Genomic DNA, 12991 nt, shown 5'->3' with positions numbered 1-12991 from the left:
AATTGGCGGTGGAGCAACGGCTATCCGGAAGCCGTTGCGACTAGATCAGTGGAAGTAGACACAAACAGTGCAGGCGGCATAGTACGTTACAGTTACTACCGCGCTTGTCTCAACCGTTTTTGGTATGTTTGCCAAAGATTGGGATGCTCAGCGTATTGTTGGGATTCTTAGCCGATCATTGGGCCACCCAATGACGCTATAGTAACGTTGGTGACGCTGCAGTGCCTTATCCAGTGGATAGCGGGGGTGCCGGAGTATGGGACTATTCGGAATACTGCTGGCGCTGGGGCTGCTGATGTGGCTGGCTTACCGTGGATGGAGCGTAATCCTTTTGTCCCCTGCCGCCGCGCTCCTCGCAGCGCTGATATCAGGCGAACCTCTGTTAGCTTCCTGGACCTCAACCTTCATGGGTGGAACCGCAGGTTTCGTCGCGCGATGGTTTCCGCTGTTTCTGCTCGGAGGTATTTTTGGGAAGCTGATGGATGACAGCGGTTCCATCATCGCAATTGCGCGGTATTTGACGGAAAAACTTGGAGTCCGCCGGACAATGTTGTCGGTGGTGCTCGCTTCCGCGGTCGTAACCTATGGCGGCGTCAGCGTTTTCGTTGCGTTCTTTGTGCTTGTCCCGATGACGCGCGAGATGTTCAAGGCAGCGAACATACCGGCACGATTGATGCCCGCAGCGATAGGACTCGGAGCGTTCACCTTCACGATGTCGGCTCTACCGGGTACGCCATCGACGAACAATGCTATCCCGATGCCGTATTTTGGCACGACAACCTTCGCCGCGCCCGGTTTGGGCATCATCGCATCGCTCATAACCCTGGCCTTCGGCATGTGGTGGCTGCAACGTGCAGAAGCCAAAGCGCGAACCGCGGGCGAGTCATATGTTGAGGATGCCGAGGCGATCGCCATCACTGAAAAGGTCCGCGAACAGGCAACGACATCCGGTGATTTCGACCCAGCGGAGTTTGACCATGGCCAACGCAGTGACGACAATCCGCCGTTCATCTTGGCCGTCTTGCCGCTCGTTGTGGTCATCGTCGTCAACTTTTTGATGGCCCTGGTCGTTCTTCCGCGCATAGACTTTTCCTTCCTCAAGAGTGAACCGTGGGGCATCGATGTCAGTGCGACGATCGGCGTGTGGGCTGTTCTTATTGCCCTCGCTGCTGCCAACATCACCGTGATCGCGATCAATTTCAGGCGACTTCTGAGGCTGCGCGAAAGCGTGGACGCGGGCGCAAACTCCTCGGTGTTGCCTATTTTGACAATAGCGAGTCTCGTCGGATTTGGAGCCGTGGTCGCCGCTATGCCTGCATTCGCAGTCATTCGGGACGCGGTCCTGCACATTCCAGGTGGACCTCTGGTGTCGCTCGTCGTCGCCATGAATGCATTGGCGGGCCTTACCGGCACTGCCTCTGGCGGCATGGCCATCGCACTCAATGCGCTCGGCAGCGAATTTATGCGGCTCGCAGTGGAACACGATATCGATCCGGCTTTGATGCATCGCCTGACCGTGATCAGCGCTGGCACTCTCGACGCGCTCCCTCACAACGGCACGGTGCTTCTCTTGCTTCAAATCAGCAAACAGACCCATGCGGGAAGCTACCTGGACATGGTCATGACGGTCATCGTCGGTGTGATAATTTCGCTCGTGGCCGTTTTCATATTGGGTTCTATGTTCGGATCATTCTGACGGGCTAGTTTTTGACAGAGGAGCGAGACATGAAAAAGACAACGGTTCTGACAGCAGCGGCGCTGGTCATCACGGCTAGTCCAGCCTTTGCCCACCTCAATCCCGCCGAATACGGCTCGTTTGCAGCGGGGTTCACGCACCCTCTTTCCGGTGCAGACCATATTTTGGCCATGGTCGCCGTTGGCCTCTGGGCCTCCATGCTCGGCGGTCGCGCGCTCCTTGCCGTTCCAGCGGCCTTCGTTGGCGTTATGCTGTTCGGTTTTGTGGCAGCTCTGGTTGGCATGCCGCTGCCTTACGCGGAACCCGTAATCCTGGCATCGGTGGTTGTGCTCGGACTTCTTGTGGCTTGCGCACTGCCCGTATCGACGGTTGCCGGGGCAGCCATTGCGGGCTGTTTCGCATTCTTCCACGGCCACGCTCATGGCGGCGAAATCGGTGCAGCAGCGTTTCTTGACTACGGTGCCGGCTTTGCTCTGGCAACGGCACTACTTCACACCGCGGGCATTGGCATCGGTCTGGCCGTTGGCCAAGCGATGAAGGGTCCCAACGGACGCCTCGCCATGCGCATCACCGGCGGCGCTACGACGATCGGTGGCCTGATGCTGATGGCAGGATAGGTCAAATGACGGCCATCGAATTCTATTTTCGGTTACGTGACTTTTCAGGCTTTCGGCAGGCCTGTTTGGAATTAAAGGACACACGTGGCAGATAATGTTTCTCAAAAGGAGTTGCCGCTCCATCTGTTGCGTCTTGTCAGTCCGAGCCAGCCGGTCGGCGGCTTCTCCTATTCCAGGGGATTGGAATGGGCGGTGCATGCCGGCACGGTCATGGATGAACAGACCTCCAGTTCGTGGATTCTTGGGATCCTTGAACACAGCTATGCCGCCCTTGACGGCGCTTTGTTCTGGCGCATGATTCGTGCCCTTGGAGCCAACGACGCGAAGCGCTTTCTTGAAACGAACACCTGGCTTGCAGCGGGCCGCGAAAGCCGTGAACTCGAACTGGAGGACCGGCGGATGAGCGAGTCGTTGTCGCATCTGCTCGCCGATCTGGGAGTTGCGCCGGCCATGCTATATTCAAACCAGCGCCTGACCTATCCGGCAACCTTCGCGATTGCCGCCCATCACTGGAACGTCTCCCCGGCAGATGCGCTTCGCGGGCTGATGTGGAGCGTCGTCGAAGGTCAGGTTGCCGCCGCCATCCGTCTCGTGCCGCTGGGTCACACCGCCGGTCAACGCATCCTCATCGCCAGTGTGCCTGTGATCGAACGGGCGGCGCATAAGGCCGCCACGCTTACCGATGATGAAATCGGCAATATGTCACCCGGTTTGGCGATGGCGAGTGCCTGGCATGAAATCCAGTATAGTCGGCTATTCCGGTCCTGAAGGATGGCGTTTGCCTTCAACGTAGCGTCGACGATTGTGTTCGGGGGTCGTCGCTTCGGCCGGCGGAACCGGCACAAGCGCCTTGAAGGCGTATTGCCCGATCAGCATGAGCCATGTGACGATCACGAAGGTCGAAGTCAGAACCGGCATCCCGATCGGCTTCAGGAAGATGGCAATCGACGCCCAGAGCCATGCCGAGACAATAGCTCCGAACACGGCGTAGAAAAAACTGTTCCAGGTCAAAACCAGGAAAAAGCCGCCGAGCGCCATTGCTGTCAGCGCCGCGTTATAACCGAAAAGCCCGTCGCGAATAGCTCCCTCGGGACCGCCGAAGAGTGCCGCCACCGCCGTTCCGACGATCGCTCCCAGCAATCCCATGCCTGCGGCGATGCGCGAATGCAGCCCCACGCCAATAAGGATAATGTATCCGGTAATCCAATTGTCCTGAAAGAAGATCTGACCGATAGAGGTACCGATGCCCATGTACCACGTCGGCAGCATGTAAGGCGCGGTGTAGGAGAACTGGTCAGGCGAAACGGGCTTGGCCATCGGGCCGGCGTCGATGGCGTCAAATTTGAGGACGGCAAAGAGAAAAAGCCATCCTATCAGTACGAACGGCATGGTCAGGGGCGCGACTTTGTGCGGGCCCAACAGGGCCGCGATGCTGGCGAACGCCATCGTGCTCAAAGCCGCCCCGAAGATAAGATACGCCGTCATCGCGAGGGAAGGCACCGCCCCCGTGCGGAAATTCTCGCTGGTGAAAGCGACGAGCGCAAGCGCCACCAACGCCCCGTTGAAACCGAAGAGACCGTCGCGAACAAGCGCCCGGTCGGCCCTAAGAATGATGGCGGTGAGAGTGCCTGCAGCCGCTCCCAGTATACAGATCGCCGCGTAGATCCAGGAGTTAATTAAGATGCCGAGCAGGATCACCAGGCCTGACAGTGGGTTGTTCTGGAATACGACCTGTCCGACACCCCGAAGGGTCCAGTCAATAATGCCGAGAAAGCGATGCTCCCGAAAATCGTCCAGTTGCATGGCCTGGGTCCACCCCTTGCTGTTTCGATTGAATCTGCGTTTCGATGATGTTTGGCCGTTAAAACAGGAAATAGCGCTGAGCCATCGGCAAGATCTCTGCCGGCTCGCAGGTGATCAGGTCTCCATCCACCCGGACCTGAAAAGTTTGCGGATCGACCTCGAGCTTTGGCGTAAGGCCGTTGTGTATCATGTCCTTCTTGCGGATCGTCCGAATGCCGCCGACGGCGACCAGCCTTTTTCCGAGCTTCAGTTTGTCGCCGATGCCGTCGTCAAGTGCTGCCTTTGAAACAAAGGTCACTCCGGTTGAGCAAAGTGCCCGTCCCATTACACCGTACATTGGGCGGTAGTGCACCGGCTGCGGTGTCGAAATCGACGCGTTGGGATCGCCCATGGGGGCCATGGCGATCATGCCGCCGATCATGACGAGTTGCGGTTTTACTCCAAAAAAATCCGGTTTCCACAAGACCAGGTCCGCACGCTTGCCGACCTCGACGGAGCCAATCTCATGGGCAAAGCCATGCGTGATCGCCGGATTGATGGTATATTTGGCGACATAGCGTTTTGCGCGAAAATTGTCGTTGCGGCTGCTGTCTTCCCCCAGTGGCCCACGTTGCACTTTCATTTTGTGCGCGGTTTGCCAGCAACGCAAAGTGGTTTCGCCGATCCGCCCCATGGCTTGCGAATCCGATGACATCATCGAGAAGACACCCAGATCGTGCAGAATGTCCTCGGCGGCGATCGTTTCCCTGCGGATGCGCGATTCTGCAAACGCCACGTCCTCCGGAATTTTCGGGCTGAGGTGGTGACAGACCATCAGCATATCGAGATGTTCATCAACCGTGTTGATGGTATAGGGCCGCGTCGGGTTTGTGGATGAAGGCAGGATATTCTCTTCCCCGGCCGCTGTGATGATGTCGGGCGCGTGGCCACCACCGGCACCTTCGGTGTGGAAACTGTGGATCGTCCGGCCCTTCATTGCGGCGAAGGAATTCCGCACGAATCCGCTTTCATTGAGCGTGTCGGTATGGAGCGCAACCTGAACGTCCTCCTCGTCGGCGACCGTGAGGCAATTGTCGATTGCAGCCGGTGTCGTCCCCCAATCTTCGTGAAGCTTGAGACCGACCGCCCCGGCGCGGATCTGCTCCCGCAGCGGTTCCGGCATGCTTGAATTGCCTTTGCCCAACAATCCGACATTGATGGGCAGGCCCTCGACCGCCTCCAACATTCGATGTATCGCCCATGGACCCGGGGTCACAGTCGTAGCGAGCGTGCCGACTGTCGGGCCGGTTCCGCCTCCCACGAGCGTCGTCGTGCCGCTTGCGAGTGCCTCCTCCGCCTGCTGCGGCGCTATGAAATGAATATGCGTATCTATCGCGCCGGCAGTAAGGATTTTACCCTCACCGGCGATCACGTCGGTAGCGGGCCCCACAACGATGTTCACGCCGGGTTGGATGTCAGGGTTTCCCGCTTTGCCGATGCCGGCAATACGTCCTTCCTTGATGCCGACATCTGCTTTGATAATACCCCAATGATCAAGAATGATGACATTGGTGATGACGAGGTCCGCGACCTCGGCTGCAGGTCTCTGCCCTTGTCCCATACCGTCGCGGATGACTTTGCCGCCACCGAACGTCACCTCTTCGCCGTAGACGGTATGGTCCTCTTCGATCTCGATGATGAGCTCGGTATCGGCAAGCCGCAGCCTGTCGCCCTTGGTCGGACCGTAAAGATCTGCATAGGCCTGTCGTGAAATCGTACCCATCCGAGCCTCCTACAATTTGCCCATGATCTTGGCGTTGAACCCGTAGACCTCTCGCGCCCCGGCAAGTGCGACAAGCTCGACCTTGCGATCCTGTCCGGGTTCAAACCGCACGGCGGTACCCGCCGGGATGTTGAGACGGAAACCTCTGGATTGTTCGCGATCGAAAACGAGCGCATCGTTTGTCTCGTAGAAATGGTAGTGCGAACCGATCTGGATCGGCCGGTCGCCCGAATTCTCCACCTCGATCGTGCGCGTTTCCCTACCCGTGTTAAGTTCGATGGAACCGTCCTCAATGAAATATTCGCCTGGGATCATAACGGCCTCCTCAAGGGATGGGATTGTGTACGGTGACAAGCTTTGTGCCGTCCGGGAAAGTAGCCTCGACCTGAATGTCATGGATCATTTCAGGGACACCTTCCATCACCTCGTCGCGTGTGAGAAGGGTTGCGCCATATGACATGAGATCCGCGACGGTCCTGCCGTCCCGAGCGCCTTCCACGACCGCGGCCGAGATATAGGCAATGACTTCGGGATGGTTGAGCTTCAGCCCTCTAGCCTTTCGCCGCTCTGCCAGCAACGCTGCGGTGAAGAGAAGAAGTTTGTCTTTTTCGCGCGGCAAAAGTTCCATTGACCAGTCCTCTTTGATCGTTTCATGTTGCCCAAATGCGCGGGACGGCAGCACCTTTGCCGATACCACCTTCGCGCAGTGCATCCCACGCATGCAGAAAAAGCGCCTTGCCTTCCGACATGCGATTGCCGAGATATCGACACACGATGACTCTTTCGAGTTGGGTGACGGCAAAGACATGACGTGCCGCATGTCCCAACGTTTCGCGCATCTTGCCGACGGCGTTTTCGATCATGGGCCCGGCATAGACCATCGTTCCAACGATCGGCTGACCGGCAAAGGCGAATGGCTCGTCGAGCAGACGGGCGGCGGTGCCTGAGACGCGAAGCTGTTCGAACCAGATAGGGGATCCATCGCGCGCTATTTCCAAGCGCTGGCGGGCGCTGCCCGTCAGAAAGCGCTCTCCACAGGCGGGACGACCGAAACTGAAGAATTCCCACCCGAGATAAATAGCGTCCGCGGCGAGGGAAATTCGCGTATTGATCGAAACATCCGCACCGTCGAAAAGAATGGTCTCTTGCGGAAGATACTCGCAGATCGCTCCAACACCCACGTTGATTGTGGTGTGCTGCGTGCTGAGACCTGCCTGGCTGCGGTAGAATTTCGTCGCGCCGGGTGTAGTGAGCACCGTGCAGGCCCGCGGCCCCAAATGGCAGTTTATGGCAAGCTGATCGCCGCCGGCCACGCCGCCGGGTGGATGCAGAAGATAAACATGGGCAGATCCGTCCGCTTCGGGATAAAACGGGCGCTGGACGGCAAGCGGGCCGACGTGACGCCGCCGCACGAGCCGGGTCAATCCATGACTTTTCTCGAACCAAAGCTCAAGTTCAGCGCACCAGCCAGTCACCGCGAACGAACCCTCTTCCCGTGCAAAAGCGAGAATTTCCGCATAGTGTCTGAAGCCATGATGACGCTCCCAACACCATGCTTTTGGCGGCCAAATCAAACAAGATCGCCCGTCCCGGATACTATAGGATCTCTGCGGGATGTGATCCGCACAGAATCCCAAGCATTGACGGTGCGTTCAAATCTTGGGGAAAATCGGTCAGATGAGATAGTGAAATGCTCTGCATTGTTATGCATGGGCAGCCGGGTACAATCGCAACCTGTAAAAAAGGAACGCAACGCACCGTATTGGGATTCTGTGCCAATTTCCTCGTCACAAGGGCGCGATATGATGCGACGAAATCTCTTGTGAGGCCGAAGTTGATTGCTTTCCCGCCAGACAATTCGATGTCGAGGAACATATGTTACGCGCAACGGGCATACGACACGACCGTGACAAAGATCGCGGGAATTTTACATCACTGCTCGGTACGGCCGTTCTTGAGCACGACGAGCGTCATCTGCGCCGAAAGGTGATCAACCTGACAAACGGTCTCAAGGTCCTCGTCGATCTGGCCGAGCCTGTTGTGCTCGTCGCAGGCGACGAACTCCTGCTGGACGACGGCTCGACGGTCTGCGTTGAGGTTGCCGAAGAGCAGTTGTATGCGGTCAGTGCGAACAACCAGATGCAGCTTACCGAATTCGCATGGCACATCGGCAACCGCCATCTTCCGGCTGCCATTCTCCGGGACCGGATCCTTATCCCGCGCGACCACGTGGTCAAAGCGATGCTGGAGCGCCTCGGCGCTGTCGTTGACGAAATTGTCGCGCCCTTCGATCCGGTTCCTGGTGCCTATCACGGGGGTGGGCACGCACATGACCACGATATTGCACATCCGCATCATCATGAGAATTCGTGACTTCCTCTTCTGAAACTGTTGCGGCTATTTAGGGTAATTACCATGGCGTCGAAAAATGGACCCCTGCGAATAGGGATAGGCGGGCCTGTCGGATCGGGAAAAACAACTTTGACAGAGAAACTGTGTAAGTTGCTGCGCGACCGCTACTCCATCGCCGTGATAACCAACGATATCTACACCAAGGAGGATGCCCTTATTCTCGTACGTCGGCAGGCGCTTTCCGAGGACCGCATTCTCGGCGTCGAGACTGGTGGTTGCCCACACACGGCGATTCGCGAAGATGCATCGATCAATCTTCAGGCAGTGGCTGAAATGAACCGGACGTTCCCCGAACTCGACATCATTTTCATCGAATCCGGGGGCGACAACTTGGCTGCTACGTTCTCGCCTGACCTTGCAGACATGACGCTTTATGTCATCTCGGTGTGTCAGGGAGAAGAGATTCCCCGCAAAGGCGGCCCCGGCATTACCCGCTCCGATTTTCTTTTGATCAACAAGAGCGACCTGGCTCCTTATGTGAACGTCAATCTCGAAGTGATGCGTGAGGACACTGAGCGTATGCGCGGGGGACGCCCCTTTGGTTTCACCGATCTGACGCGCGGCAAAGGTCTCGACACCGTAGTTGATTTTATTGTGGAACACGGTGGCCTCGCTGCCTAGTTCGTAATGTGTCGCACGCCCGCCTTGATCCGGTCTTGAAGAACGAGCACAGGCGGCCATCTGACATGCTGTGACGTTTGGACGGTGCGGCAGTCATCCGGTTCGATGCAGGAAGATCAAGGATCGCGTGTACCGGCATCAGGAGAACAGCCCAGTGGTCAAACGTCGGCAGCTGTTCGGAAAGAACAGGTTTGCCAAAGATTGGGATGCTCAGCGTATTGCTGGGATTCTCAGCCGATCACTGAGGTAACCCAATGGCGCTATAGTAACATTGCTGACGCCGAAGTGCCGCCGCGCCAGAGTGGCTGAATTGTCGCTGCTGGCATTTCTGGCGAGAGAAGTGCGAGCTATCGCGCGGGCGGTTCCCGCCGATCTCAAGTCGACCTGAACATCAGATGAGGGGCGGCGGAACCCGGCCTGTTTTGAATTCCAGATTTGAGAAGGAGCTGTGGCATGAGGGCTTTTAACATCGCAGTTGCCATCACTGTCGTGACGATCTGTGTTTCCGGTTGCGCAACGAACGAACAGGACCGGCGGGCCGGAACAGGCGCTTTGGTAGGCGGTGGATTGGGTGCCGTGGCCGGTCAGGCGATCGGCCGCAGCACGCGCGCTACCGTAGGCGGCGCGGCCGCCGGCGCGCTGTTGGGTGCCGTTGTCGGAACGGCAACAACACCAAGCCAAGACAGAAACCACTGCCGCTATCGGCGCAGCGATGGCACGATCTACATCGCGCCATGTTGACCGTTGACCCAATGCAAGCACGAAACTTCTTAGTAGGAGGAGCTACTATGTCTAGCCTGATCGCAATCGTTTATCCGAATGAAGAAAAAGCGGAGGAGGTGCGCCAGCGCCTTTTTGAGCTGCAGAAAGACTACTTGGTGACGCTCGGCGATGTCGTCATTGCCACAAAAACGGACGCGGGCAGAGTCAAGCTTAACCAGATGGTCAACACGACCGCGGCAGGTGCTGTTTCAGGCAGCTTCTGGGGTTTGCTGATCGGCATTCTCTTTCTCAATCCGCTGATTGGGGCTGCGGTGGGTGCCGCCTCGGGTGCGCTGGGCGGGGCGTTGACCGACGTCGGAATCAAAGATGCCTTCATGAAGGATCTCACCGCCACCATTGAGCCCGGCAATGCGGTTCTATTCACGCTCGTTCACTCCATGACGGCAGATAAGGTCCTGAAGGACATCTCCGGTTTCGGTGGCGTGGTGCTCAAGACGTCATTGGACGAAACCAAGGAACAGGTACTGCGCGACGCCTTGCAGAAGGTTGCCGCGTAGGCTGGCATTTCCGCAACGTGCCGGTGACGTTGTGAACACGTTGGCCGGCATCCGGGAAAAGCCGGAGCGGCCTTCGGAGGGCGATTGCCGGGTAAATCATCCTGCGCAGACCATTTCACAAGAGACCTATCTGCGCAGGAGTGATGAAGCCGGAAGCTCCTTTCATCGGGGCGTTCCTCATTGTCATCGGCATTTGCTTCGAGTGGTTTGACCCTGCCGCAAGCAAATCATTCGCCTCAGAATTCACAATCGAAACCGAAAGGCTCTGGCAGATGGTTGGATTATCACCCCGCAATAGTCTCGCTGGGACCTTCCGGCGCGTAGGGAAGATTGGCTTTTGGGCACAGGTTGTGATCGGTGTCATATCAATAGCGCTGGCAATCTATGCTTTTACGTTAGGCAGCGGTCTCGGAACCCGCGGCGGGCTGGCGCTCACAGAATATCTTACGATACTGAGCCTGATGATACTGACCTTCACGACAGCGTGGTCATACCGCTACGTCAGGTTGGCGGGACGGATCGAGGATCCTTCGCGCCGCCCTCAGATTTCCGCCGTCAAGCGCATCGTTTGGATCGGCGTGGTGTGCACCACCATCGGCCTGGTCCTCTCGATGCTGATAATGCTGTTCGAGACAGCTCAGCTGTTCTTCTATTTTCTTCGGGCCCCGCAGGCCGGTATCCCGGTTGTGCAGGTGACCGGCGAGAGGGCGAGTTGGGTTTCGGCGGGAGACGTCCTCGGCCTTGCCGTCGTCATCCTGACGACGTGCGTCGAGGTGCTGGTGTTGTCGCTTGGTCTTTGGCTGCTTTTCCGGACGCTGATGCCTTCAACGGAGTTTCCCCAGCTTGACGAATAGTTGGATTGCGCGGTTCTGGCGCTCGTTTTCCAGCAGCGGACTGCTTGTCGGCACCGCATTTTTTGTTGCCTCGATGACGCCGACGCTCACGCCTAGATCCTATCTGATTCAGGGGATAATTTCCGGATGGTGTTTTGCCGTCGGATACGGCGTCGGTGTCCTGTGCAGGCTTCTGTGGGGTTACATGGAGCTGCCCCTGCCGGCCGAACGATGGTCGCGCGTCATCAAATGGGTCTCGGCGGCAATTTTCCTCATCCTCGCCACGACGGTGTTATGGTTATCGGCAGGCTGGCAGAATTCAATACGAAAACTGATGGAGATGGAACCGCTGCCGAGCGCACAGCCTCTCGAAGTCTGCGCCATCACGCTCATCATTTTCCTGTTGCTCATCGCGGTTGCCCGAGGCTTAAGCCTTGTCTCGCATGCAATCGCAATGCGTACGAGGCATCTCCTTCCATGGAGGGTGGCACGGGTTATCGGCTACGCCCTGACGATAGTGTCCGTTTGGGCCATCGCCAATGGTGTGCTCATTCGATACATGCTGCATGTCGCGGATGCATCGTTCGCGTCGCTCGACCAGTATTTTGAGGCGGATAAGACCCCGCCCATGTCTCCGCTTAGGTCCGGAAGTGCCGCCTCGTCGGTTGAGTGGGAAGACCTCGGGCGTACGGGGCGAGCGTTTGTCGCCAGCGGACCGACAGCTGCTGAAATCAGCGCGCTTGGTGATGGCCGCGCGCTCGAGCCCATCAGGGTATATATCGGGCTCGCGGCCGCTGAAACACCGGAACGACGAGCGCACCTGGCGCTTGACGAGCTCAAGCGCGCCGACGCGTTCAGGCGGTCCGCCCTTGTTGTGGTCACACCGACTGGCACAGGTTGGATCGACCCTGCCGCGATCGACACTCTTGAATATTTGTGCGAGGGGGATGTCGCGAGCGTCGCGGTCCAGTATTCCTATCTTTCCAGCCCGCTTTCGTTGTTGATGGACCCGGAATACGGCAAGGAGACCTCACAGGCATTGCTTCGTAGCGTCTATGAGTATTGGACGACATTGCCGCCGGAAACGCGCCCGAAGCTGTACCTCCATGGCCTCAGTCTTGGCGCGCTCAATTCCGAAAATTCATTCGAACTCTATGAAATGCTCGGCGATCCGATTCAGGGTGCGCTGTGGAGCGGCCCCCCGTTCCAGAGCGGTTTCTGGCGGAGTGTCATGGAACGTCGCAACCCGGGATCGCCAGCCTGGCTTCCGCAATTCCGGAGCGGATCTTTTGTCCGATTCATGAATCAGAAGGGTGACATGAGCCAGAGTGAACAGCCATGGGGACCGGCGCGGATCGTCTATCTCCAATATGCAAGCGACCCGGTGACATTCTTCGATTACCGCGATTTTTATCGCCGCCCCGACTGGCTGGACGCGCCGCGTGGACCAGATGTCTCGCCCGAGTTGCGTTGGTATCCGGTGGTGACAGGACTCCAGCTTGTTTTCGACATGGCAGTCGCAACTGCCACGCCCGTCGGCTACGGGCATGTGTTCGCGCCCGAGCACTATATTGACGCGTGGCTCGTCATTTTGGAACGGAAGGCATGGACTGCCGGTAAGATTGCACGATTGAAACAATATTTCGCGCGGCAGCGGCAGTAGTGGAGATGATATCGCGGTAGACGTTCGCCCATTTTGTTGAATTTGCAGCAACCATTTCACGTCCACATTGGTTGTTGCGCTGCGAAGCGAGGAGACAAAAAGCCATGTCGGACAAACGCGACACCCGACTGTCGAAACTTGGCGTCAATGCCGGTCCCATAACCTTCAGCACGGTATTCCTGATTGGGGTCGTGGTGGCAATCGTCATTGCTTGGCTTCTTTACTGAATGGGAGCCTAAACCTGATGTGGGTCTTGCGCTCCATTGGCTCGACCTGAATAAGAGCGAGAGCACGCTCGAAACCG

Annotated in this window: 15 protein-coding genes; 10 read left to right on the top strand and 5 right to left on the bottom strand. The window is 57.6% G+C overall.

Going from position 1 to position 12991, the window contains the following annotated elements; genetic code table 11:
• Positions 1 to 256: 256 nt before the first annotated feature.
• The 3 genes from C7476_RS15710 (at position 257) to C7476_RS15700 (ending at position 3081) form a co-directional block, all read left to right on the top strand.
• Positions 257 to 1696: a GntP family permease gene (locus tag C7476_RS15710; RefSeq protein ID WP_114430843.1), complete on the top strand. Its 1440-nt coding sequence runs from the start codon at positions 257 to 259 to the stop codon at positions 1694 to 1696.
• 29 nt (positions 1697 to 1725) lie between these two features.
• Positions 1726 to 2313 carry a HupE/UreJ family protein gene (locus C7476_RS15705; protein WP_114430842.1) on the top strand — a complete coding sequence of 196 codons (588 nt, stop codon included), beginning with the start codon at positions 1726 to 1728 and terminating at the stop codon, positions 2311 to 2313.
• A gap of 84 nt (positions 2314 to 2397) precedes the next feature.
• Positions 2398 to 3081, top strand: a complete 684-nt coding sequence (locus tag C7476_RS15700) for an urease accessory protein UreF (protein ID WP_114430841.1) — start codon at positions 2398 to 2400, stop codon at positions 3079 to 3081.
• Here C7476_RS15700 and C7476_RS15695 read toward each other — a convergent pair.
• Genes C7476_RS15695 through C7476_RS15675 form a run of 5 tightly spaced genes read right to left on the bottom strand, consistent with a single transcriptional unit; the run spans position 3067 to position 7452 of the window.
• Entirely contained in the window at positions 3067 to 4116 is a 1050-nt protein-coding gene (locus C7476_RS15695; RefSeq protein ID WP_114430840.1) for an urea transporter, read from the bottom strand. The genes C7476_RS15700 and C7476_RS15695 overlap by 15 nt on opposite strands.
• A 58-nt stretch (positions 4117 to 4174) precedes the next feature.
• Positions 4175 to 5878 carry an urease subunit alpha gene (gene ureC / locus C7476_RS15690; RefSeq protein WP_114430839.1) on the bottom strand — a complete coding sequence of 568 codons (1704 nt, stop codon included), beginning with the start codon at positions 5876 to 5878 and terminating at the stop codon, positions 4175 to 4177.
• A gap of 9 nt (positions 5879 to 5887) precedes the next feature.
• Positions 5888 to 6193 (bottom strand): urease subunit beta, encoded by a 306-nt coding sequence (locus C7476_RS15685; protein ID WP_114430838.1) that lies wholly within the window; start codon positions 6191 to 6193, stop codon positions 5888 to 5890.
• 10 nt (positions 6194 to 6203) lie between these two features.
• Positions 6204 to 6506, bottom strand: coding sequence for an urease subunit gamma (locus tag C7476_RS15680; protein ID WP_114430837.1), 303 nt, complete (start codon positions 6504 to 6506; stop codon positions 6204 to 6206).
• A 22-nt stretch (positions 6507 to 6528) separates the two neighbouring features.
• Positions 6529 to 7452 carry an urease accessory protein UreD gene (locus C7476_RS15675; RefSeq protein WP_425373991.1) on the bottom strand — a complete coding sequence of 308 codons (924 nt, stop codon included), beginning with the start codon at positions 7450 to 7452 and terminating at the stop codon, positions 6529 to 6531.
• 301 nt (positions 7453 to 7753) lie between these two features.
• Between C7476_RS15675 and C7476_RS15670 the strand changes: the two genes are divergently transcribed.
• From C7476_RS15670 to C7476_RS29130, 7 genes are all read left to right on the top strand, one after another.
• Positions 7754 to 8251, top strand: coding sequence for an urease accessory protein UreE (locus C7476_RS15670; protein ID WP_114430836.1), 498 nt, complete (start codon positions 7754 to 7756; stop codon positions 8249 to 8251).
• 42 nt (positions 8252 to 8293) lie between these two features.
• Positions 8294 to 8911: an urease accessory protein UreG gene (ureG, locus tag C7476_RS15665; RefSeq protein ID WP_114430835.1), complete on the top strand. Its 618-nt coding sequence runs from the start codon at positions 8294 to 8296 to the stop codon at positions 8909 to 8911.
• A gap of 453 nt (positions 8912 to 9364) precedes the next feature.
• Complete coding sequence (locus C7476_RS15660) at positions 9365 to 9652, top strand: glycine zipper 2TM domain-containing protein (protein WP_114430834.1); 288 nt, start codon at positions 9365 to 9367, stop codon at positions 9650 to 9652.
• Positions 9653 to 9699: 47 nt separating this feature from the next.
• Positions 9700 to 10191 (top strand): DUF1269 domain-containing protein, encoded by a 492-nt coding sequence (locus C7476_RS15655; protein WP_114430833.1) that lies wholly within the window; start codon positions 9700 to 9702, stop codon positions 10189 to 10191.
• A 143-nt stretch (positions 10192 to 10334) separates the two neighbouring features.
• Positions 10335 to 11045: a DUF3611 family protein gene (locus C7476_RS15650; RefSeq protein WP_245426374.1), complete on the top strand. Its 711-nt coding sequence runs from the start codon at positions 10335 to 10337 to the stop codon at positions 11043 to 11045.
• Positions 11035 to 12687: an alpha/beta hydrolase gene (locus C7476_RS15645; protein WP_245426373.1), complete on the top strand. Its 1653-nt coding sequence runs from the start codon at positions 11035 to 11037 to the stop codon at positions 12685 to 12687. The genes C7476_RS15650 and C7476_RS15645 overlap by 11 nt, the downstream gene beginning before the upstream one ends.
• 104 nt (positions 12688 to 12791) lie before the next feature.
• A complete protein-coding gene (locus C7476_RS29130) occupies positions 12792 to 12914 on the top strand; it encodes a hypothetical protein (RefSeq protein ID WP_281032708.1) in 123 nt (40 codons plus the stop codon).
• The last annotated feature ends 77 nt before the right edge of the window (positions 12915 to 12991 follow it).

Origin of the sequence: Phyllobacterium bourgognense, assembly GCF_003337575.1 — a bacterium.
Lineage (GTDB): Bacteria > Pseudomonadota > Alphaproteobacteria > Rhizobiales > Rhizobiaceae > Phyllobacterium > Phyllobacterium bourgognense.
Note: the sequence above shows the minus strand (reverse complement) of the source record. Positions and strands in the feature narration are given on the sequence as shown.

Coding starts and splice junctions, on each gene's coding strand:
- C7476_RS15685 (WP_114430838.1), bottom strand. CDS start 6,193: ATGATCCCAGGCGAATATTTCATTGAGGACGGTTCCATCGAACTTAAC.
- C7476_RS15695 (WP_114430840.1), bottom strand. CDS start 4,116: ATGCAACTGGACGATTTTCGGGAGCATCGCTTTCTCGGCATTATTGAC.
- C7476_RS15705 (WP_114430842.1), top strand. CDS start 1,726: ATGAAAAAGACAACGGTTCTGACAGCAGCGGCGCTGGTCATCACGGCT.
- C7476_RS15650 (WP_245426374.1), top strand. CDS start 10,335: ATGAAGCCGGAAGCTCCTTTCATCGGGGCGTTCCTCATTGTCATCGGC.
- C7476_RS15655 (WP_114430833.1), top strand. CDS start 9,700: ATGTCTAGCCTGATCGCAATCGTTTATCCGAATGAAGAAAAAGCGGAG.
- C7476_RS15680 (WP_114430837.1), bottom strand. CDS start 6,506: ATGGAACTTTTGCCGCGCGAAAAAGACAAACTTCTTCTCTTCACCGCA.
- C7476_RS15710 (WP_114430843.1), top strand. CDS start 257: ATGGGACTATTCGGAATACTGCTGGCGCTGGGGCTGCTGATGTGGCTG.
- C7476_RS15670 (WP_114430836.1), top strand. CDS start 7,754: ATGTTACGCGCAACGGGCATACGACACGACCGTGACAAAGATCGCGGG.
- ureC (WP_114430839.1), bottom strand. CDS start 5,878: ATGGGTACGATTTCACGACAGGCCTATGCAGATCTTTACGGTCCGACC.
- C7476_RS15660 (WP_114430834.1), top strand. CDS start 9,365: ATGAGGGCTTTTAACATCGCAGTTGCCATCACTGTCGTGACGATCTGT.
- C7476_RS29130 (WP_281032708.1), top strand. CDS start 12,792: ATGTCGGACAAACGCGACACCCGACTGTCGAAACTTGGCGTCAATGCC.
- ureG (WP_114430835.1), top strand. CDS start 8,294: ATGGCGTCGAAAAATGGACCCCTGCGAATAGGGATAGGCGGGCCTGTC.